The organism is Priestia endophytica DSM 13796 (assembly GCF_900115845.1).
Lineage (GTDB): Bacteria > Bacillota > Bacilli > Bacillales > Bacillaceae_H > Bacillus_I > Bacillus_I endophytica.
This window is the reverse complement of the sequence record NZ_FOXX01000008.1, coordinates 47,178-73,193: the sequence shown is the minus strand read 5'-3', so window position 1 is coordinate 73,193 and position 26,016 is coordinate 47,178. Positions and strand designations below refer to the sequence as shown.

Here is a 26,016-nt window from a genome sequence, read left to right as displayed (position 1 = left end):
GGGGAAGATTTTTTATGGCTAATGAGAAATGTTATCCGTTAAGTCATCCACAGAGGAGAATATGGTATACAGAAGTTATTCATTCCGGTAGAGGGATATGTAATTTAAGGTTTTTGTTCAAACTTCATCAAAAAATGAATTATTCAATATTAAATCGAGTTGTGAATCGTGTTATCAGTGAAAATGATGGTCTGTGCATCAGACTGAAAGAAAATGGGCATCAGGAACCCGAACAATATTTTGTTAAACATGAAGAACAAAAATTTGAGTTTTTCGATTTCAGTTCCGTGAAAGATTCAGATTTGCTGGAAAAATGGATTGAGCAGAAAACACAAGAAACATTTACATTATTTGACTCTAATTTATACTATTTCGCTTTAATAAAATTAAACGATAATGAATGTGCAGTCTTTGGGAATGTTCATCACATTATTATGGATGGTTTATCAATCCAAATTTTTACTAGTCAGATTGCTAAATATTATTATGAGCTTTATGGTGAGACTGATGCGAGCATACTTAGAAATTCATATGTTCAGTTTCTGGTCAATGAACAAATATACTTGAATAGTAGTCGCTTTCAAAAAGATCAAAAATTCTGGTTAGAGGAATTCAAAACACTTCCATCTGTGACGGGATTGAAGTCCTATAATGCGTACCAAGTTAGTACCAGAGCATCACGCGAGACGTTTACATTATCGGAGCATTTGAAGAGAAAGATGGAAAAATTTTCTGAAGAGTATAAATTTAGTATATATACTCTTTTTGTTGCTGCGTTTTCGTTGTCGATGTATCGGTGGACCTCATCGCTTGATATTGCATTAGGAATGGCTTATGGCAATCGTATGACTAAAATGGAGCGGGAATTAATTGGAATGATGGTGAGTACAGTACCTCTAAGAATGGATATCAAACCTGAAGAAGAAGTACTTTCATTTATTGGTCGGGTATCTAGAAAACAAAGTAAATCATTACGACATCAGAAATACCCATTTGATTTGTTATTAAAGCAGATTAATAAAGAGAATAACAGAAATGTTAGGCTTTTCGGGACTACGATCGATTATAGAGATCGTGATGAAAGTGGTGACTCACTTTGGATTCCAAATTGTGAAGAAGTGCAAGATTTTGCAGTACATATTGAAAATTTGATTGATATAGACTCTTTACAAGTACATATTGATTATCGTGAAGAGCTATTTTCTAAAGAAGAGATAAACCGTTTTTTTAAAATTATGTTAGCAATATTAGAAAATGCAATTAAAAACCCAAAGCAGAAGGTAGCTGAAATCGAAATCATTTCAGAAGAAGATAAAAGAAAAAGTTTAGTAGAGTTCAATGCTCCTAAGCTTGATTTTCCATCTCAAGCAACTACCCATGCATTGTTCGAACAGCAAGCGATGATTTATCCAAATGCTATTGCAGTTATGTATGAAAAGGAGAGGGTTACCTATAGGGAGTTAAATGAACGTGCAAATCAGTTAGCTCATTATCTACAGAAAAAAGGAGTAGGACCCGATTCTTTGGTTGGGCTTTGTGTTGAACGTTCTCTTGAAATGATTGTAAGTATTTTGGGAATTTTGAAGGCCGGTGGAGCTTATGTTCCACTTGATCCAACATATCCAGAGCAGCGACTCCGGTATATTTTAGAGGATGCTAGCATTCAGTTAGTTGTAGCGCAAGAAAGTTTAAAAGGATTGAAATGGTTACCAGAAAATATCAAATCAATTTGCCTGAATTGTGATCGAGATGAGATTGAGCAAGAAAATAGGACTTTACCGCTTTCTGATGTAAGTCCTCAACACCTAGCTTACGTAATCTATACTTCGGGATCGACAGGGAATCCGAAGGGCGTTATGGTAGAGCATCACAATGTAGTTCGTTTATTTAAATCAACGGAATGTTGGTATCAGTTTAATGAAAAAGATACTTGGACGCTTTTTCATTCTTATGCATTTGATTTCTCAGTATGGGAAATTTGGGGAGCATTATTGTATGGTGGAAAATTGGTTGTTGTTCCTTACTGGATTAGTCGATCGCCTAAGGATTTCTATCGACTATTAGTAGAGGAAGAAGTCACAGTTCTAAATCAGACACCTTCCGCATTTCGACAATTAATACAGGTGTGTGAACAAGAAGACAAGAATAAAAACTTGTATCTACGCTATGTGATATTTGGTGGGGAAGCGTTAGACCCTATTAGCTTGCTACCGTGGTTTCAAAGGTATGGAGAGAAGGACCCACAGCTAATTAATATGTATGGAATTACAGAAACTACCGTTCATGTTACTTATTCTCCGATTACTCAAGATGAGGTCCGGCACTCTTCACGAAGTAATATCGGAAAACGGATTCAAGATTTAGAAATGTATGTGCTAGATGCTTGTCAACAGCCTGTGCCTATTGGTGTAGATGGTGAACTATATATTGGTGGAGCAGGGCTTGCACGTGGGTATTTAAATAGACCTGAATTAACTGCAGAACGCTTCATTCCTCATCCATTTAGTAGTGAACCGAAAGCAAGATTATATCGAACAGGAGACTTAGCGAGATACTTGCCGGATGGGAATCTGGATTATCGTGGACGAATTGATCACCAGGTGAAAATCCGTGGCTTCCGAATTGAGATTGGGGAAATTGAATCTATTTTAAACGCACATGCATCTATAAAAGAGGCTGTTGTGATTGTTCGAGAAGATCCGCCAGGTGATAAACGATTAGTGGCATATGTTGTAGGGGATGGGAATGTAGGTGCGTGGAGAGAGTATCTTAAAGCGAAACTACCGAGCTATATGGTCCCTTCAGGATTTGTGATGATGGAATCTATTCCACTAACTGCTAACGGGAAAGTTGATCGTGAGACCTTACCTATACCAGAGGAAAAGAAGATTAAAAGTACATGTGTTGCCCCTCAGAATAGTAACGAAGAAAAACTGGCTACTATTTGGAAGCAAGTATTAGGGATTAAAAAGGTGGGAATTCATGATAACTTCTTTGAAATTGGTGGGGACTCGATTCTCAGCATTCAGATCATATCACAAGCGAGTCAATTGGGATTAAAACTTACTCCAAAGCAAATATTTGAATGCCCAACTATTGCCGAGTTGGCACAAGTAGTCACAGAAAATCAGGGAGTACAAGCGGAGCAGGGAGTTGTGACAGGAGATGTACCACTTACTTCAATTCAGTACTGGTTCTTCGAGCAAGAACATCCACGTCCACAGTATTGGAATCAATCGATGCTTTTAAGAGTAAGAGAGAGAGTGGACATGAAGTTACTAGAGGGAGCTATATTAAACTTACTTAAACATCATGATGCTTTACGTTTCCGATACGAACAGTTACCAAATGGAACATGGAGGCAGAGAAATGAGGGAATTGATGAGCAGTCTGTACTTCGTGTGGTAAAACGGAACAATGCTAATGAACAAGTGTGGAATCAAGTGATACAAGAAGAGATGAATATCACTCAAGCTAGTTTCAATTTAGTTACAGGTCCGTTAATGAGTGTAGTTTATTTCGAGGATATGTTGAATGGGAACGATCGATTATTCTGGGCGATCCATCATTTAGTAGTAGATGGAGTATCATGGAGGATTCTATTGGAAGATTTACAGGCTGTATACAACCAGATGAAACAAGGTCAGAGGGTTCATTTACCTGCGAAAAGTACATCTTTTAAAGAGTGGTCGGAACGATTGCAGACATACAGTGATTCTGGTATTTCAAAAGAAGTACAAGATTATTGGAATGAACAGGCAGAAAAAGAAGTGATGAAGATTCCGATGGACTACCCAATACAAGAAATAACAGAAGAATCTATTGATCAGGTGACAAGGACTTTAGGAGTAGAAGAAACCCATACGTTGTTACAAGAAGTTCCAGTGATTCATAAGACAAGGATTAACGAGGTACTAGTGACGGCATTAGGACAAGCTATAGTCGATCGTACAAATCAGCATAAGGTTTCTATTCATCTAGAAGGGCACGGGAGAGAAGAGATGATTGAAGGTGTTGATCTATCACGGACAGTGGGGTGGTTCACGAGTATTTATCCTGTTCACCTTAATTTTCAAGGAACAACAACACCTATTGAAGGATTAAAGGCTGTAAAGGATCAATTGCGTCGAATTCCGAATCGTGGCGTTGATTATGGTATTTTACGCTACTTGAATAAAGAATTACTTCCGTTCTATCAGCAGCAAAAACCGTCAATAAGCTTTAACTATTTGGGCCAATTTGATCAAGTGTTTTCCAAAGAATCTTTGTTTATGCAAGAGACAGGGTTTACATTTTTAGATCATGCTCCAGATTCCAAACCATCTCATCTAATTGATGTTATCGGTATGGTAAAAGATGAGAAGTTACATTTTGTTTGGATGTATAGTAGAGAACAGTTTTCTAGATTAACAATTCAAGCGATAGCAGATGGTATGTTGAAGCATCTTCGTCTACTTATAAATAAACCAACAACAGAGTCTGCTTTTACGGTATCTGACTTTGCTGATGCAGAGGACCTTACGGAAGAAAGCTTGAGTAAAGTCTTACTTAAATTAACAAAGAAGAGGGTGTAACGATGGGAGATGTTACTGATATATATGGATTATCACCTTTGCAAAAAGGAATACTGTTTCATACTTTATACGATCAAGATGATGATCATTCTTTTTCCTACATTGTACAAGTAGGCTTCTTGCTCGGTGGCCGATTGAATGTTGCTACTTTCGAAAAGGCTTGGGAATACGTCATTCATCGACATGAAGTTCTACGTTCAGTATTTGTGTGGGAGGAAGTAGAAAAGCCTCTGCAAGCTGTTTACCAACATATTCCTTTTACTATTCATCAAGAAGATTGGAGCGCTCTGTCAATTGAGGGGAGGGAGAAGAAATTACACCAGTTTTTGACTACAGATCGTAGGAAAGGATTTTTATTAGACGAAGCACCGTTGATGAGAGTCACTGCGATTAAAGAGGCAGAAGAAGAAACGAGAATCATTTGGACACATCATCATATTTTGTTGGATGGATGGAGTGTGTCTCTAATCTTTAGTGAAGTGATGGAAGTTTATCTCAAGATGATAAAGGGAGAATTGTTTAATCTTCCTAAGTCTCTTCCTTATAAAAAATATATCCAGTGGATAAATAAACAAGATCAAAGTCAAGCAGAGAAATTTTGGACGGAAGAATTAAAAGGATTTCATGCACCTACGCCATTAGCGATGGAAAGAAAGGATCAAGGACAGGAGAAGGGGTATGGAGAGTGTGTTTATCAGGTATCTGAGGAACTTACTGAGAATTTACAAGAGTGGGTACGAAATAGTCGGTTAACATTGAATACGTTAGTACAGGGCGCTTGGGCCTACTTGATGAGTAGGTATAGCGGTGAAAATGACGTTGTATTCGGCGTAACTAGCTCTGGTCGTCCTACTGAATTGATAGGCGCAGAGAGTATGGTTGGCCTATTCATTAATACATTACCTACCCGAATTCGAGTAACAAATGAGACAGCAGTAGTAGACTGGCTTCGTAAGATACAGATGAAAGAAATGGAACGAAGACAATATGAGTATAATTCGTTGGTTGATATTCAAGGGTGGAGTGAGGTTCCGCGGAATAGTTCCTTATTTCATACCTTGTATGTGTTTGAAAATTACCCCATTCAAGGTGACCGTAATGTTGATTTAAGATTACTAGAGGTCCAAAGCGCGGAGCAAACAAACTATCCTTTAACACTCATTGTAATGCCTGGTAAGGAAATTACGTTAAAGTTGATGTATGACCGCAACTATTTTAATGAAGAAATAATAAATCGGATTCAGGGTCACTTATCGCAAACCTTAATTCAGATGACGAAAAGTTTAGATTTAAAGCTCTCTGAGGTCACTCATTTAACAATGGAAGAGCAGACGCAGTTGCTAGAGGAATGGAATAATACTCAAGTAAAATATTCATCTGAAAATATGATTCAAACGGTATTCGAGAAGCAAGTTAAGAAAACACCAGAAGCAATCGCGGTTATTTATGAAAATGAACAAATGACCTATAAAGAGTTGGATGAGCGCGCTAATCAGTTAGCTCATTATTTACAAAAACGTGGTGTAGGTCCAGATTCTCTAGTTGGAGTGTATATGGAACGTTCGACACAAATGATGGTAGCGTTACTAGGGATTCTAAAATCAGGAGGAGCTTATGTTCCACTTGACCCTACTTATCCAGAGAGTCGGTTACGCTATATATTAGAAGATGCTAGCATCGAAGTACTAGTAACGCAAGAAAAGTTGAAAAATCTAGGTATATCCCAACGCATCGAAACAATTTGTATGAATCAAGATGGTACTGCAATTGAAAAAGAAGAATCAACCGTATGTACAAGTAGTGTAACAGGAAGAAATTTAGCATATGTTATGTATACTTCAGGATCTACAGGGAATCCAAAGGGAGTGATGATTGAGCATCATTCAGTGATTAATTATCTCGAATGGATGCAACACCAATATCCACTTTCTGAAAAGGATGTGATCTTGCAGAAAACCCCATTCTCATTTGATGTATCTGTTTGGGAGTTATTTTGGGGTCTTAGCGTAGGTACGTGTGTATCTATCTTACCTCCAGGTGGAGAGAAAGATCCTTCTATTATAGCTGAAGTGATTGAAAAACATCAGGTTACTATTGTTCAATTTGTTCCTTCGATGTTATCTGTTTTCTTAGAACATTTCAATCATATTGAATTGAAATTGAAATGTTCTTCCGTGCGTCATGTATTTTCTGGTGGGGAAGAGCTAAGTTCAGGGTTGGTTAGACGATTTCAACAGCAATGGAATCAGAGCGGACGAGTAAAACTAACCAACTTTTATGGACCAACTGAAGCAACTATTTACGTAAATGCATTTGACATTCAACCTAATCAAGAATTTGTTTCTATTGGCCAGCCGATACAGAATACGCAATTGTATGTATTAGACCAAAATCAACGCCTGCAATCGGTAGGGGTAGAGGGCGAATTATATATTGGTGGTGCAGGTTTAGCACGCGGATACTTAAATCGTCCGAAGCTCACTGCTGAAAGATTCGTTCCGCATCCATTTCAATTGGGAGAACGCCTGTATCGAACAGGAGATTCAGTAAGATATCTGATTGATGGGAATTTAGAATTTATAGGGAGAATGGACCATCAGGTGAAAATGCGTGGTTTTCGGATTGAGCTTGGAGAAATTGAAGCAACTTTAGAAAAGTATTCGTCCATTAAAGAGGCTGTCGTATTAGTTAGAGAAGATCGCCCAGGCGATCAGCGATTGGTGGCATATGTGATAAGCGATGGAAACATCAAAAAGTGGCGAGAGTATTTACAAAACCACTTACCGAATTACATGATTCCAGCGCACCTTGTAGAATTGGAACAGTTTCCGCTTACTCCGAATGGGAAAATTGATCGAAAAGCCTTACCAGCACCTGATGAGCAACCTACTGGGGATTTAAATGTTCTACCTCGGACGCCATCGGAAGAGCTTATTGCTTCGGTTTGGGCTCAAGTGTTGGGTGTAGAAAATATTGGGATTCAAGACTCCTTCTTTGAACGAGGTGGGCATTCACTACTCGCTACTCAAATCGTCTCTCGATTACAAGAAGTGTTTCAGATAAAAATCCCGCTACGTGAACTTTTCACGCACGTTACAGTAGAGGCGTTAGCGAAGCGATTGGATCAGTTGTGCAACGGAGAGAAAAAACGAGAGGTTCCACCACTTGTACCTATGAGGCGGGGAGAATCTATTCCACTTTCCTATGCACAGAAACGCTTATGGTTTATTGACCAATTAATTCCAAATAGTGCGATGTACAATATCCACGCAGCGTGTCGATTGACAGGAAAATGGTCAATTCAAGCATTGGAGGCCGGGTGGAATCAGTTATTGGAACGTCATGAATCATTACGGACGATAATTCAAGAGCAAGAGGGGGAACCCTTTCAGCAGGTTCAATCTCATGTTTTCAGACCTATCCCTCAAACGGATCTAGCAAATCTCTCTCTGGAAGATAGGGAAAGAGAAATGAAACGGCTCATTCAAAACGAAGCGGAGAAGCCATTTCATTTGGGAAAAGGTCCTTTGATTCGAACGAGAATATTGAAAGTGGACAAGGAAGAATGGGTGCTTCTTTGTACGATGCATCATATTATCGCGGATGGGTGGTCAATGGGAATCTTACTTGAAGAGTGGATGGCTTTTTATGAAGGAGCGATAAGCGGAAAACCAGTGGAAATGAAGGAGTTATCTGTTCAATATGCAGACTTTGTCATGTGGCAAAAAGAATGGCAAAAAGAAGAGAATCTGGATCAGCACCTTCAATATTGGAAGGAGGAATTGTCTGGAGAACTACCGGTTTTACAATTACCGATGGATCGTCCTCGACCTGCGGTTCAAACCCACCGTGGTGCAAGTCAGTTCCTAAGGGTGGCGAATTCCCTACTGGAAAAGCTCAAAGATTTAAGTCTGCAAGAAGGATCCACCTTATTTATGACCTTGATGGCGGCATATCAAAGCTTCCTTTCCCGTTATACAGGACAAGACGACATCTTGGTTGGAAGCCCGATTGCAAACCGAAATGTTAAAGAGATTGAAGGATTAATAGGTTTCTTTGCAAATACGTTGGTTTATCGAGCTGATTTTAGTGAAAATCCGACGTTCCAAGAACTTTTGTCGCAGATACGAACAAAAGCACTAAAAGCATACGAACATCAGGACATTCCATTTGAGAAAGTAGTAGAATCCGTAAAACCTGAACGGAATACAAGTCATTCGCCGATTTTTCAAACCATGTTTACTTTACAGAATACGAAACAAGAGTTATCTCAGCTATCTGAAAGAAACATGGAACTGATGGAAAGTCATACTTCTGTTGCTAAATTTGATTTGAGTTTATTTGCTTCGGAAACGGAAGAAGGATTATTGCTAACTTTTGAATATAATACTGATTTGTTTAATGATACAACCATTGAACGTATGGCAGCTCATTTTGAACATTGGTTATATCAAATTGTATCTCATCCAAAAGATTCACTATCAGAACTGAATATGTTATCGAAAGTAGAATATAAGCAATTACTAGAGGAATGGAATGAAACAGGGATTGTAGATATATGTGAAAGTACGATTCATACACTGTTTGAAGAACAAGTAGAGAAAACGCCAGAAGCAATCGCAGTAGTGTGCGAAGATGAAGAACTAACATATCAAGAATTGAACGAACGTTCGAATCAGCTGGCACATTATCTACAGAAACGGGGAGTGGGCTGCGAATCATTGGTTGGGATTTGCGTTACACGTTCATCCGAGATGATTGTCGGCCTCTTAGGAATCATGAAGGCAGGAGGAGCTTATGTTCCAATTGACCCAGCGTATCCGGAAAGTCGGCTGCAGTATATTTTAGCGGATGCTCATATAAAGGTACTGGTGACACAGGAAAAGGTACAGCAAAAAATGATTTTACCTAAATCCGTTGACGTGATTTGCATTGATCGTGACCGAGCAGAAATTAAACAGGAAGGGATGACAGGGTGTACGAGTGAAGTGACAAGCTATAACTTAGCTTATATTATCTATACCTCAGGGTCCACTGGAAATCCTAAGGGAGTGATGATTGAGCATCGGAATACAGTAACAATGATTCATTGGGCGCATCAAACTTATTCCAGAAAGGATTTAGCAGGAGTGTTAGCTTCAACTTCGCTATCCTTTGATTTATCGGTCTTTGAAGTATTTGTTCCCTTAACAATGGGTGGCAAGGTGATTGTCGCTGAAAATGCTCTTCATCTAGATAAGCTGTCTACCAAAGGAGTAACTTTGGTCAACACTGTACCATCAGCAGCAAAGGAACTAGTTCGAGCAAATGCAATCCCTTCTTCGGTAAAGGTGATGAATTTGGCTGGAGAACCATTGCCACACGCACTTGTCCAAGACTTATACGAGAGAAATACGATTGAGAAGGTGTACAACCTATACGGTCCATCCGAAGATACTACGTATTCCACATATATGGAATTAGAAAAGGGTGTTATACACAGGGTACCCCCAATTGGTAAGCCCGTCTTCAATACAGAAGTATATATACTGAGCGCAAACCAGAAAATGGTTCCAATTGGTGTAATCGGTGAGCTTTACATTGGGGGAGCAGGATTAGCGCGTGGGTACTTAAACCGCCCTGACTTAACAAACGAGCGTTTTATCCCCCATCCGTTTAAAGGAGAAGAGCGAGTATACCGGACTGGAGATCTTGTCAGGTATCTGCCGGACGGAAATTTGGAGTATCTCGGTCGAATTGATCATCAAGTGAAAATCCGTGGGTACCGGATTGAACTAGGGGAAATTGAAGCAACATTACAAAATCATACATTGGTTAACGAAGTTATTGTGATGGTGCGTGAAGATTATCCTGATGATCCGCGTTTGGTTGCCTATGTAGTTGGAGAGGGAGATGTTCATACGTGGCGTAGTTATCTCAAGACCCAGTTACCAAATTATATGGTTCCAGCTCATTTTGTCAGATTGAACGCATTTCCACTCACCGCGAATGGAAAAATTGATCGAAAAGCATTGCCTGTACCAGAGTGTAAAGAAATAGCGAGTGGTTATATTGCTCCTCGTACGCCTACGGAAAAAACCATCGTTTCAATATGGCATCAAGTTTTAGGTATAGAAAATATCGGAATTCAAGATTCGTTTTTTGAAATCGGTGGCCATTCATTACTTGCTACACAGGCTGTTTCCAGTCTTAAAGAAGCTTTTGGAATTGATTTATCGTTGCATGATGTATTTACGTATCATACGGTGCAGGAATTGGCGGAACGGATTGATCAATTGCTCTGTAGCGGAAATAAAGAAATGCAGAATGATAGTAAGGAGAATCTAAGTTTTCAAGACTATATTCAAAAAGAAGCAGAAGTGAGTAATGATGAAGAATTACTTGAACTTCTTAAGCAATTGGAAGAGTTATCAGAGGAAGAAGCGCAAGGTATATTCGAGAGTAATTTGGTTGAGAGAGGGGTAAAAAATGAGAAATGATTTACTTGCAAAGCTGAGTTCACTTTCTCCTGAGAAGAGAGCTTGGCTTCAGGAGCAGATGCAAAAAAAGGGAAATAAAGAAGCACTTCCGTTGTCCTATGCACAACAACGTTTGTGGTTTATGGATAGATTTAACCCAAGCAGTTCATTATATAATATTCCGACAGTATGGCGTCTGAAGGGAACTTGGGTACCTGAAGCTTTGGAAAAGGGATTCAATCGACTGATTGAACGCCATGAATCGTTACGTACCGTTTTTAAGGAAGTAGGAGAGCAACCTGTCCAACATATTGTCGAATTCCTTCCTAGAACATTACCTGTGAGGGATTACTCTCATCTTCCTCTAGAAGTAAAAGAAAAAGAGATAGATAGTTTAATGGCGAGAGAAGCACAAGAACCATTTGATTTAATGAATGGCCCTTTAATTCGTAATCAACTTGTTCAATTAGGAAAGGATGAATGGTTATTGCTGTGTACCATGCATCATATTATTTCTGATGCGTGGTCCATCGGTATATTAATGAATGAATTACTTGCTTTCTATGAGGAAGAAACGAGTGGAAACCCTGCTAGATTAAGTTCACTATCAATTCAATATGCAGACTTTGCGAAGTGGCAAAAGGAGTGGTTGCTGGGTGATGTGCTAAATCGTCAACTCACGTATTGGCAGGAAGAATTATCTGGGGAGCTTCCCATATTACAACTGCCAGTGGACCGCCCTCGACCGGTTACGCAAACGTACGCTGGGGACACGTATCACGTGGTTTTTCCTCATAAATTACTCAGTCAATTGAAGGATATAAGTCGCCAAGAAGGGGCTACCTTATTTATGACATTAATGGCTGCATATCAGAGCTTTCTTGCTCGTTATACGGGGCAAAAAGATATTCTCGTCGGAAGTCCGATTGCGAATCGGAATCATAAGGGAGTAGAAGGATTAATCGGTTTCTTTGTTAATACGTTGGTTTATCGAGCCGATTTGAGTGGAACTCCTACTTTTCGGGAGATTTTGTTTCAAACTAAGAAAAAGGCGTTAAAAGCGTATGAATATCAAGATATACCGTTTGAAAAAGTGGTAGAAGCTGTTCAACCTGAACGAAGTATGAGTCATTCTCCTATCTTCCAGACCATGTTTACACTACAGAATATAAAACCAGAACGACTAGAGCTGTCTGGTAGAAGCTTAGAAATGATAGAAAGTAATATTTCTATTGCGAAATTTGATTTGAGTTTAACTGCTTACGAAGTGGAAGAAGGTCTATTTGTCTCTTTTGAATACAATACAGATTTATTTGATAGTAGTACCATTGCACGTATGGCAGGGCATTTTGAGAACTGGTTAAATGAAATTACGTATCATCCAGATGAATCATTTACAAAGCTGTCAATGTTATCGGACACAGAGCAGAAACGGCTCTTAGAAGAATGGAATGACACTGACGTAGCTTATGGACATGAGAGCATGATTCATGAACTGTTTGAACAGCAAGTTGCACGTACACCTCAAGCAGTGGCGGTAGTTTATGAAGGTGGACAGTTAACGTATCAAGAACTCAATGAAAAAGCGAACCAATTGGCGCATTATTTACAAAAGCGAGGTATAGGACCTGAGTCATTGGTCGGTATATGTGTTGAACGTTCACCTGATATGATTATTGGTCTCTATGGGATTCTTAAAGCGGGTGGAGCTTATGTCCCGCTGGACCCAAGTTATCCTGAAAACCGTCTGAGATACATTTTAGAGAACTCGCAAATTCAAGTAATTTTAACAAAAGAAGCACTCCAGGACTGGTTACCTGAAGATATCCAAGCAATTTGTTTAGACCGGGATCAAGCAACGATTTCTAAAGAGAGTAATTTGGCTCCAGTGAGTGGAGTAACAGCAAATAACTTAGCGTATATCATATATACTTCGGGTTCGACAGGGAATCCAAAGGGAGTTATGATTGAACACCACTCGGTCATCAACCGACTACAGTGGATGCAAAAAAAATATCCATTATCTGAGGAGGATGCAATCCTACAAAAAACGCCGTTTTCGTTTGATGTTTCTGTCTGGGAATTATTTTGGTGGTCATTTGTAGGAGCGCGTGTTTGTTTACTTCCACCCGGGGGTGAGAAAGATCCTGCGATGATTGAGAAGTATATCGAACGATATCGTGTGACCACGATGCACTTTGTTCCGTCGATGTTATCTACTTTCTTGGATTATATGGATCAATCTAAATCGAAAAAGAATGTATCGTCTTTAAGTCAGGTTTTTACTAGTGGAGAAGAGTTAAACATTGAACAGGTTCGCCGGTTTAAGGGGGTATTTTACGATGTTCAGCAAACGAAGTTAAGCAACTTGTACGGTCCTACCGAAGCGACTGTGGATGTCACTTATTATGAATGTGATTTAGAGAAAGAACCAATGCTTATTCCAATTGGTCGTCCGATTGATAACACAAAATTGTATGTGTTGGATCAAAATCAACAGGTGGTACCGATTGGTGTGGCGGGGGAACTTTACCTTGGTGGAGTAGGCTTGGCACGTGGCTACTTCAATCGATCAGAGTTAACTGCCGAACGTTTTATTCCGCATCCATTTAAGGAAGGGGAACGACTCTATCGGACGGGTGACCTGGTGAGGTATCTGAATAATCGTAACTTGGAGTATATCGGAAGAATAGATAACCAAGTGAAAATCAGAGGCTTCCGAATTGAGTTGGGAGAAATTGAAGCGGCCTTACATGATCACTCATCTGTAAAAGAGGCTATCGTGTTGGTGAAGGAAGATCGTCCAGGAGACAAGCAGTTAGTAGCTTATGTAGTGGGTGAAGGGGACGATGGAGAGTGGCGTGAGTATCTCAAGAAGCAACTGCCACATTATATGGTTCCGGCATACTTTTTCAAAATTGAAGCGATGCCACTCACTCCAAATGGTAAGGTTGATCGGAAAGCCTTACTGGAAATGGAAGTACAGTTCATAAGTGAAAATATTACTTCACCACGAACACCAGTGGAAGAGCTCATCGTTTCCGTATGGAGTCAAGTGCTAGGTATAGGAAATATCGGTGTTCAGGATTCTTTTTTCGGGCTTGGTGGTCATTCATTACTTGCTACTCAAGTAGTTTCACGCTTGCAAGAAATTTTCCAAATCGAATTACCGGTACGTGAACTGTTTGAATATGCAACGGTGGAGACACTGGCAAAGCGATTAGATCAGTTGTGTAAGGGAGACAAAAAAAGAGAGATTCCACCACTGCTTCCGATGGAACGAGGGGAAGCCATTCCGCTTTCTTATGCCCAACAGCGCTTATGGTTTATCGATCAATTTACGCCTAATAGTGCACTTTACAATATGCCGATGGTATGCCGCCTTACAGGGAATTGGGTACCTGAAGCAATGGAAACGGGATGGAATCAGCTGATAGAGCGTCATGAATCATTGCGGACGGTTTTTCATGAAGCGAACGGTCATCCTGTGCAGCAGATTCAACCGTATGCTTTCCACTCCCTTCCACAAATGGATTTAACTATGCTTTCTCCAGAAGACCGAGAAACAGAAGTTAAACGTTTGATTCAGCAAGAAACAGAAGTGCCATTTGATTTAGGGGAGGGCCCACTGATCCGGGCAATTATTTTGCAAGTGGGAGAGGAAGAATGGATTCTCCTTTGTACTCTGCATCATATCATTTCGGATGGATGGTCAATAGGAGTTCTACTTGAAGAGTGGATGGCCTTCTATGAGAAAGCCACGGATGAGAAGGTAGCAGAACTTGAACCATTACCGGTTCAATATGCCGACTTTGCTCAGTGGCAAAAGGGATGGTTGAAGGAAGAAGTGCTTGAGCAACAACTCCAATATTGGAAGGAAGAATTGTCTGGGGAGCTTCCTGTGCTCCAACTGCCTAGGGATCGTCCTCGTCCCGCAATACAAACCCATCGTGGGTCGACATACACGGTATTGCTGCCAAGTACGCTGCGCGACAAACTGAACGAATTTAGTCGTCAAGAAGGGTCGACACTCTTCATGACCCTGTTGGCTGCTTATCAAAGTTTTCTATCTCGCTATACAGGACAGGAAGATATTCTCGTTGGAAGTCCGATTGCAAATCGAAATTACAGAGAGATAGAAGGGTTAATTGGTTTCTTCGTCAACACATTGGTCTATCGGGCTAATCTGAGTGGAGAACCGACATTCCAGGATATCTTGTCTCAGATTCGTCAAAAGGCATTGAAGGCGTATGAATATCAAGATATTCCTTTTGAAAAAATTGTAGAAGTTGTACAACCAGAGCGGAGTACGAGTCATTCTCCAATTTTTCAGACCATGTTCATCTTGCAAAATATGAAACAAGAGTTCCCAGTGTTGTCTGGTAGAAGTATCGAAATGATAGAAAGCCATAGTCCAATCGCAAAGTTTGATTTAAGTGTAATGGTAGCTGAGACGGAAGAAGGATTAATTTTTACTTTTGAATACAATAAGGATTTATTCAATGTTACAACCATTGAACGGATGGCAGGACATTTTGAGAAATGGTTACACGAAGTTTCTCATCACCCAAAAAGACCGTTGAATAGTCTGAGTATACTATCTGAATCTGAGCGTGCTTTGTTATTAGAAACATGGAATGACACTGCAATGGAAATGTCACATCAGGGTCTTATTTGCGACAGATTCGAGGAACAAGTAGCAAGGCGTCCTGATGCGATTGCAGTAGTTGATCAAACGAGAGAGTGGACTTACAGTGAACTGGATGCACAAGCAAATCAGTTGGCAAATGCTTTACAGAAAAAAGGAGTTACTCCCGAATCAGTTGTGGGCGTTTACCTTCCGAGGTCGGCTGAGCTCATGGTAAGTTTACTGGGCATCTTAAAAGCTGGTGGGGCTTATGTCGTCTTAGATCCGTTGTATCCAAAATCAAGGTTACAATACATGATTGAAGATGCAGGAATTCAACTCGTGGTGACGACGGCAGTGCAAAAAAGCCTTTCCGAACAGGTCGAAACGGTGAGGTTAGAAGAAATAACAGAGGAAAGTGTAATAGCACCGAAGCGACAGATAAACCCAGGGCACTTAGCTTATATCGTCTACACCTCTGGTTCTACTGGAAAGCCAAAGGGTGTCATGGTTGAATATCGCTCATTAATGAATATGGTCTCTTGGCATCAAGAAGTTTATCAAATTACAGCAAAGGATCGTGCGACTCAGATTGCGGGGATTGCTTTTGATTCGGCTGTCCAGGAGATTTGGCCGTATCTCACTGCTGGTGCAGCACTCTACCTGTCAACAGAGGAGTTGAGAATTAATCCAGAGGCACTACGAGATTGGCTCATTGATTCGCGGATTACGGCTAGTTTTGCACCTACGCCTATTCTGGAAAGACTCTTGAAATTATCTTGGCCAGAAAAGATTGATCTTCGTTTTATCATTACGGGAGGAGATCAATTAACACAGTATCCATCTGAAAAAATTCCCTTTGCGGTAATTAATCAGTATGGTCCATCGGAAAATACCGTCGTTACCACGGATTGTTATGTACCTGTAGGAATGACAGCAGGTACGCCATCAATCGGTCGACCGATTGCGAATACAGAAGTTTATGTGTTAGATTCTCATCTTCAGCCAGTACCAATTGGTGTGATTGGAGATCTCTATATCGGAGGAAAGAGTCTTGCCCGCGGATATGCCAATCGTCCGGATCTCACAAAGGAAAAATTTATTCCAAATCCGTTCAAGTCAGGGGAACGCCTCTATTACAGCGGAGACAAAGCAAGTTATCTTCCTGATGGTGCTCTCCAGTTCCATGGTCGTATAGATGATCAAGTGAAAATTCGTGGTTTCCGGATTGAATTGGGAGAAATTGAAGCAACTTTACAGGCACATTCGTCTGTGAAAGAAGCTGTTGTATTGGTACGAGAAGATGATCCAGGTGACAAGCGATTAGCAGCTTATGTAGTTGGGGAAGGAAGTGTTCATGAATGGCGAGAACATCTACAAACACATTTACCAAATTACATGGTTCCAGCAAACTTTGTTGAGATGGCATTTTTACCACTTACACCAAATGGAAAACTTGATTTGAAGGCATTGCCTAAACCTGGTGAACTATCTACTGAAAATAATGTATACCCAAGAAATTCGATAGAAGAGCTTATTGCTTCAGTATGGAGTCAAGTGTTAGGGACGGGAAATATTGGTGTTCAGGATTCTTTCTTTGAACTTGGTGGTCATTCTCTACTTGCTACTCAAGTGGTCTCACGCTTACAAGAGGTCTTTCAAATCAAACTACCAGTGCGTGAGCTGTTCGAGTATTCAACGATGGAGGCACTGGCAAAGCGATTAGATCAGTTACGTAAGGGGGATAAAAAACGAGAAATTCCACCATTGATGCCGATGGAACGAGGGGAAGCCATTCCGCTTTCTTATGCCCAACAGCGCTTATGGTTTATCGATCAATTTACGCCTAATAGTGCACTTTATAATATGCCGATGGTATGCCGTCTTACAGGGGATTGGGTACTCGAAGCATTGGAGATGGGATGGAATCAGTTAATAGAGCGTCATGAATCATTGCGGACGGTTTTTCATGAAGTGAACGATCATCCTGTGCAGCAGATTCAACCGTATACTTTCCGTTCCCTCCCACAAATGGATTTAACTAAGCTTTCTCCAGAAGAGCGAGAAAGAGAAGTGAGGCAATGGATTCAAACTGAAGTCGAAGCTCCATTTGACTTAGAGCAGGGGCCGTTGTTCCGTGGACAAATCGTGAAAATCTCAGAAGAAGAATGGATTCTTCTTTGTAACATGCATCATATTATCTCGGATGGATGGTCGATGGAAATCTTGCTCCAAGAATGGATGGCATTTTATGAGGAGGCAGTTGGCGGAAAGTCAACAGAGCTCGCACCATTACCAGTTCAATATGCCGATTTTGCTCAATGGCAAAGGGAATGGTTGAAAGAGGAAGTACTAAATCAACAGCTCGCATATTGGAAGGAAGAGCTGTCTGGTGAGTTACCGGTCTTAATGTTGCCGATGGATCGTCCTCGTCCTGCGATACAAACCCATCATGGATTAACACACACTGTGTTGTTGTCATGCTCATTACTGGACAAACTTAACGCACTTAGTCGTCAAGAAGGGGTAACGCTTTTCATGACCCTATTAGCATCGTATCAAAGCTTCCTTGCTCGATATACAGGACAATCGGATATTCTTGTTGGAAGCCCGATTGCAAATCGAAATTATAGAGAGATTGAAGGATTGATTGGTTTCTTTGTCAATACGTTGGTTTATCGGGCTAATTTGAATGGCACACCGACATTTCAAGAGTTGTTGTCTCAAGTACGGAAAAAAGCATTGAAGGCATATGAGTACCAAGATGTTCCGTTTGAAAAAATTGTAGAAGTTATCCAACCTGAGCGAAGTACAAGTCATTCTCCGATTTTCCAAACCATGTTTACCTTACAAAATACGAGACAAGAGCTACCAGAGCTTCATGGACGGAGTATTGAAGAAATGGAGAGTTACGCTTCAATCGCTAAGTTTGATTTGAGTTTAAGTGCCGCAGAAGTAGAAGAGGGTTTATTGCTTTCTTTTGTTTATAAGACTGATTTATTTGACAGTGTAACTATCAGATGCATGGCTGAGCATTTTGAAAACTGGTTGAATGTAATTGTGGAACATCCTGATAAATCATTAGCGAAGTTGCCGATGCTATCGGAATTGGAGCAGCAACAACTTGAAGAGTGGAATGATACTAGCATAGCGTATCCACGTGAGAATGTAATTCATAAATTATTTGAAGATCAAGTGAATCGTACACCTGATAAGGTCGCAGTGGTGGATGAAAATCAGCAGTTGACATATCGAGAGTTGAATGAAAAAGCAAACCAATTGGCCCATTATCTTCAGAAATGCGGGATTGGGGCAGAATCATTGGTCGGGCTCTACTTCCAGCGTTCGGTTGAGATGATTGTTGGTCTCATGGGAATCTGGAAGGCTGGGGCAGCCTATGTTCCATTAGATCCATCCTATCCAGAAAGTCGCCTACGATATATTCTGGATGACACAGGGATCCAAGTATTAGTTACGAACGAGGTATTAGAAGGTTGGATACCTAAAGGAGTCAAAGCAGTTTGTTTGGATAGGGATCAAGAAATGATTTCGCAAGAAAGCAAACTGTCACCAGTATGTGAGGTAACAGGAGAAAACCTAGCGTATGTTATCTATACTTCTGGTTCGACAGGGAATCCCAAAGGGGCTTTAGTGCAGCACCATTCTGTAATAAACCTGTCGTATGGTTTACAGAAAGAAGTTTTCTCACATGAGATACCTGCTAACATGCGCGTTGGTTTAAATGCTTCCATTGCCTTTGATGTATCTATTCAACAATTACAAATGCTGTTGTATGGTTCAAGTTTGTATATTATTCCGAACGAAGTTCGGAGTGATCCTCAACAGTTTGTAGCATATATTCGGGAGAACAAATTGGAAATGTTCGATATAACACCTTCATTACTTCAATTACTCCTCGATAGTGGGTTGTTAGAAACAAATGATAGTGTTCATGTTCCAAGCAAGGTATTGGTTGGTGGAGAAGCAATCATGCCTTCATTATGGGAACAACTAGTAGGGGCTGACAAAATTGATTTTTATAACGTATATGGCCCTACAGAATGTACTGTTGATGCAACATGCTATCATATTAAAAAAGATAGTAAGAGGGTAACCATTGGGCGTCCGTTACCGAACGTTCAAGTCTATGTATTGGATAGAAATTTGTTACCTGTTCCAATTGGTGTAACGGGTGAGCTCTATATTGGTGGGGCAGGTTTAGCGAAGGGATACTTGAATCGCCCAGAGTTAACAGCTGAACGATTTATTCGTCATCCATTCAAAGAAGGAGAGAGATTATATCGGACGGGAGATCTTGTGAGATATCTTCCTGATGGTAATTTAGATTATCTAGGAAGAATGGATAATCAAGTGAAAATTAGAGGATTTCGGATTGAACTTGGAGAAATTGAGGCTACCTTACAAGAGGACTTCTTGGTAAAAGAAGCAGTTGTGATGGTTAGGGAAAACCAGCAGGGAGATAAGAGGCTGGTAGCTTATGTAGTGGGAGAAGGGAATAAGGAAGAATGGCGCGAGTATCTCAAAACAAAAATGCCAAACCATATGGTTCCTTCCTACTTTGTCGAAATGGAAGAGTTACCATTGACCATAAATGGAAAGATTGATCGGAAATCTTTGCCTATACCAGATTATCAAGGGACACAAGAAGGTTACGTGGCTCCAAGAAATGAACGTGAACAAATACTTTCTGTAATTTGGGAACGTGTGCTGGGTTCAAAACGTATTGGCATTCATGACAACTTTTTTGAAATCGGTGGAGACTCAATTCTCAGCATTCAGATTGTCTCGCGTGTGAAGCAAGCAGGTTTACAGTTGACTCCAAAACAAATATTTGAACACCAAACGATTGCCGAGCTGGCGCAAGTAGTAAAAGAAGAACAGGGGGTACAAGCCGAACAGGGAATTGTAACTGGAGATATGATTCTTACACCTATTCAGCAAAGCTTTTTTGCACAAAATCATTCTAACCCCCATCATTGGAATCAATCCATGTTCTTTAGAACAAAAGAGCGACTGGACATAGTATCACTGGAGAAGTCAGTGCGTAACCTTCTGCTTCATCATGATGCCCTGCGTTTAAGATATGAATGTTTACCTGATGGAGCTTGGAAACAGTGGAATGAAGGAATAGAAGAACAATCGACGCTGACTGTAATTTCATTAGAAGAAGTGCCGGAAGCAGATTGGTATCAAGTGGTTCAAAAAGAGATTAATATTGCACAAGAAAGTTTGAATTTACATGCGGGTCCGTTAATGAGAATGGTATATTTTGATGAAGGTGAGAAGAAGACTGGCCGATTATTTTGGTCAATTCATCACTTAGCAGTAGATGGTGTTTCTTGGCGGATTTTATTGGAAGATCTGCAAACTGCATATACTCAAGCAATTCAGGGACAGAAAATTCAATTGCCTATGAAGAGTACATCCTTTAAAGCATGGTCGGAGAAATTACATCATTACGCTGAATCTACAATATCGCAAGAAGTGCTTGATTACTGGGAGCAGCAGTCCAAACAAGAAGTAGTTATGCCACCAGTGGATGTAACTGTTAATGATTCAATAAACGAAGTAACTGAGGAAATTACCGTGGTACTAGATGAGAAAGAGACCCGTACGTTATTGCAAGAGGTTTTAAGTACTCATCGTGCCCAAATTAATGAAGTACTATTAGCAGCATTGGTACAAGCTACGGAAGTATGGACAGAACAGCCAATACTGACCGTGGATTTAGAGGGGCATGGTCGAGAAGAAATTATTGAAGACGTTGACCTATCGAGAACAGTGGGATGGTTTACAAGTATTTATCCTGTTCACTTAAATATTACCGGTGCCGACACGCCAATTGCAGCATTAAAAGCAGTTAAAGAACAAGTGCGCAAAATTCCTAATAAGGGCGTTGACTATGGGATTTTGCGGTACCTGAACGCAACAATGTGTGAGCAATTGGGGTCTCAACATACACCGTTCATTAGTTTTAACTATCTTGGACAATTTGACCAAATGTTTTCTGACGATGCAATATTTGTTCCAGAGAACGGATTTAAACGTTTAGATCATGCTTCTGGGTCCAAGCGATCGCATTTAATCGACGTAATTGGGATTGTAACGGATGGAAAACTTCAGTTTACTTGGGTGTACAATGTTGGGCAATTTGCGAAATCAACTATTCAAAGTATTGCAGAGAATCTGCTCCATCAACTGAGCAGATTGATTCAATCTTCGGATGGAGAATCTGCAGTGACCGTTTCGGATTTTGCGATGGCTAATCTTAACCAAGTAGGTTTGACAAAAGTACTATCCAAGATGAATCGTGGAAAGAACTATCCGATTACCGATTTGTATCCGCTATCGCCTTTGCAGGAAGGTATGATTTTTCATACACTGCATGACCAAGAGGATGAACATGTAGCGCCTTATATAGTGCAATTAAGTTTCATGATTAGAGGAGAGTTGGATATTCCTACCTTCGAACAGGCATGGAAATTGGTGATTCAGCAGCATGAGATTTTTCGTTCAGCATTTGTTTGGGATGAAATTGAAGAGCCTTTACAAGTGGTGTATGACAACATTCCATTTAAGGTGAATGAAGAAGATTGGCGTACGCTGACTGCCGAAGAAAAAGAGGCGAAAAGAAAAGTCTTTTTAGCATTGGATCGAAAACAAGCTTTTCTTTTTGATAAAGCGCCATTGATGCGGGTGACTGTCATTCAAGAGGGTGAGGAAGAATATCGGGTTGTTTGGACACATCACCATATTCTGTTGGATGGATGGAGCCTACCACTAGTCTTTACCGAATTGCTTACAGTGTATCAGAAGAGAATGAATGGAGAAACTGTGAATTTACCTAAGTCATTGCCATACAAGAAATATATCCAATGGCTAAGAGAACAGAATCAGGAGCAGGCGGAACAATTCTGGAGAGAGAAACTTAAAGGTTTTACAGCGCCAACCCTGCTGGGCTTAGAAAGTAAAGAGCAAGAAAAAGGTTACACAGAGAAGGTTACTCATTTATCAGAAGAGCAGACCCAAGCTTTACAAAGCTGGGCGAAGCGCAATAAGCTCACTTTGAGTACGATAATTCAAGGTGCGTGGGCGTATCTCATGAGCCGGTATAGTGGAGAAAATGACATTGTCTATGGTGTAACTAGTTCAGGACGACCTACGGAGATTGCTGATGTTGAAAACATTGTAGGTCCTTTTATTACCACATCACCGACGCGAATTCAGTTGATAGATGACATAAAAGTAATGGATTGGTTGCAGAAAATACAAGAGGAAGAGATAGAAAGAAGACAATATGAATATGCTTCTTTGACAGAGATTCAAGGATGGAGTGAAGTTCCTAGAGGAACCCCACTGTTCCATAGCTTGTATGTGTTTGAAAACTACCCAGTGAAAGAGGAGTCTTCAGAAAATTTAGAAATTGGTGAGATGGAAGGAGTAGAGCAAACTCATTATCCATTAGGATTGACAGTTGTTCCAGAAAGCCAGTTGTTGTTAAAGTTGAAGTATGATCGTAGCAAGTTTAATGGCCTCACCATTGAACGGATGCTAGGCCATTTAAGCCAAGTGTTAAAGCAAATGATCGAGAACGTTGATCAAACTTTGTCGGAGCTGGTGTATGTTACGGAAATAGAACAAAAACAACTACTGGAAGAATGGAATAATAATAGAGGACCGTATCCACGTGAGAGTGTGATCCACAAACTGTTTGAAGATCAAGTGGATCGTACACCTGATGCGGTGGCAGTGGTGGATCAAAATCAACAGTTGACATATCGAGACCTGAATGAGAAAGCAAACCAATTGGCTCATTATCTTCAGAAATGCGGGATTGGGGCAGAGTCATTGGTCGGGCTTTGTTTCCAACGTTCAGTTGAGATGATTGTCGGTCTCATAGGAATCTGGAAGGCTGGAGCAGCCTATGTTCCATTAGATCCATCCTATCCAGAAAGTCACCTACGATATATTCTGGACGACACAGGAATTCAAATATTGGTTACGAACGAGGTATCACAAGGTTGGATACCTGAAGAAGTCACAGCAGTTTGTTTGGATAGGGATCAAGAAATGATTTCGCAAGAAAGCAAACTGTCACCAGTATGCGAGGTAACAGGAGAAAACCTAGCGTATGTTATCTATACTTCTGGTTCGACAGGGAATCCAAAAGGGGTTTTGATACAACATCATTCGGTATTAAATCTATCCTATGGTTTACAGAAAGAGGTTTTTTCACATCGGATACCTGTTAATATGCGTGTTGGTCTAAATGCCTCAGTCGCCTTTGATTCATCTATTAAACAACTACAAATGCTGTTGTATGGTTCGAGTTTGTATATTATTCCGAACGAAGTTCGGAGTGATCCTCAACAGTTTGTAGCATATATTCGGGAGAACAAATTGGAAATGTTCGATATAACACCTTCATTACTTCAATTACTCCTCGATAGTGGGTTGTTAGAAACAAATGATAGTGTTCATGTTCCAAGCAAGGTATTGGTTGGTGGAGAAGCAATCATGCCTTCATTATGGAAACAACTAGTAGAGGCTGATAAAATTGATTTTTATAACGTATATGGCCCTACAGAATGTACTGTTGATGCAACGTGCTATCATATAAAAAAAGATAGCACGAGAGTTACCATTGGGCGTCCGTTACCAAACGTTCAAACTTATGTATTAGATAGGAATTGGTTGCCAGTTCCAGTTGGTGTGATGGGTGAACTCTATATCGGTGGAGCAGGTCTGGCGAAGGGATACTTGAATCGCCCAGAGTTAACAGCTGAACGATTTATTCGTCATCCATTTAATGAAGAGGAACGATTATATCGGACGGGAGATTTGGTTCGCTATTTAACTGATGGCTATTTAGAATATCTGGGAAGAATCGATAATCAAGTAAAAATTCGAGGCTTCCGGATTGAACTTGAAGAGGTTGAAGCGAATTTAGAAAGTCATCCATTGGTGAAAGAAGCAGTAGTCTTGGTAACAGAGGATATACCAGGAGAGAAGAGATTAGTCGCCTATGTAGTTGGAGAGGGAAGTGTGTATGAATGGCGTGAACATCTTAAGACACAAGTACCGAATTATATGGTTCCTACACACTTTATTGAGGTAGACGCGATTCCGCTCACAACGAATGGGAAGGTTGATCGAAAGGCATTGAACAGCTTAACCATTCAACGAGAAAATAACTTCTCTACACCAATTACCCCAAGGGATGAAATTGAGTATAAGCTGATTAAAATCTGGAAGAATCTGCTACAGATAGAAGATGTCTATGTAAACGATGATTTCTTTAATTTAGGGGGGCATTCACTCCTTGTAATCAAATTGATTTCAAAGATTAGAGAGACATTTGGAAAAGAGATTAAGGTGTCCACACTGATTAAGAATCCAACAGTGGAAAGAATCGCCTGCCTCATTCGTGACAAGCATGATATGACAAAATCTGTATTGACTCTGGTTCCACTACAAGAGTCAGAGAAAAGGCCTTTTTTCTGTGTTCATCCGTTTATGGGGAATGTATTCTGTTACATTCAACTAGCAAGGTTACTCAAGAACCACTGCTCATTTTATGGTCTACAGAATCCTCTCGTAGAGAAAAGACAAATGGATGGGTTGACCTTGTCGGAAGTAGTTCAACTCTACATAGAGGAAATAAAACGCGTTCAGCCAGAAGGACCATATCGTCTGGGAGGATGGTCTTTGGGTGGGGCCATTGCCTATAAAATTGCGACTGTACTAAGAAATCAAGGAAACGAAGTTGAGTTGTTGGTACTTATGGATACTAAGATGCCTTCAGAACAGGATTACAGAACAGAGGAAGATGTGATCTCTTATATAACTGAGCATTTCATTCATTTTGACCAAGTAGAGCAGGGAGAAGAACTTGTTCATCAACAGGATATACTTGTTGATCGGTTAATTGTAGAAGGAGTGCTCCCACTCGATGCGGATCTTACGAGTTTAAAACAAATTGCCAATGCTCACAGGAAATGTCTAAATTTAATGGCAAAGGATGTTTTAACGCCATATTCTGGGGAAGTGATCTACTTTAGCGCTGAAGACGGTATAGAGTTGTTTACGGATTGGCAGCCTTTATTACGGGGGAAAGTGAATAAGTATTTGATTCCTGGGTCGCACGAAGAAATAGTCTTTTCCCCAGCTGTGGAAAAGATATCTAAATATCTCGTAAATAAATTAGAAGAGATAAAGAGAGTTGCCTTTTTGTTAGCTCGAAAGTAGAGAACCCAGAAAGATAAAACTTTATACACACAAATTGTCACTATCAAAGTTGTTATTTGTGAGTAATGATGTAAATGTAAAAAGGCAT

3 protein-coding genes are annotated in these 26,016 nt (G+C 40.3%); all 3 read left to right on the top strand.

Annotation, left to right across the window (positions count from 1 at the left end; all coding sequences use genetic code 11):
* Nucleotides 1–14 precede the first annotated feature (14 nt).
* The 3 genes from BM012_RS15470 to BM012_RS15460 are packed head-to-tail and all read left to right on the top strand — an operon-like array spanning nucleotide 15 to nucleotide 25,928.
* A complete protein-coding gene (locus BM012_RS15470) occupies nucleotides 15–4,574 on the top strand; it encodes a non-ribosomal peptide synthetase (RefSeq protein ID WP_061805662.1) in 4,560 nt (1,519 codons plus the stop codon).
* 2 nt (nucleotides 4,575–4,576) lie between these two features.
* Nucleotides 4,577–11,053: a non-ribosomal peptide synthetase gene (locus BM012_RS15465; RefSeq protein ID WP_061805663.1), complete on the top strand. Its 6,477-nt coding sequence runs from the start codon at nucleotides 4,577–4,579 to the stop codon at nucleotides 11,051–11,053.
* On the top strand, nucleotides 11,043–25,928 hold the full coding sequence (locus BM012_RS15460) for a non-ribosomal peptide synthetase (protein ID WP_074842846.1): 14,886 nt from the start codon (nucleotides 11,043–11,045) through the stop codon (nucleotides 25,926–25,928). Before BM012_RS15465 ends, BM012_RS15460 begins: the two co-directional genes overlap by 11 nt.
* Nucleotides 25,929–26,016 lie beyond the last annotated feature (88 nt).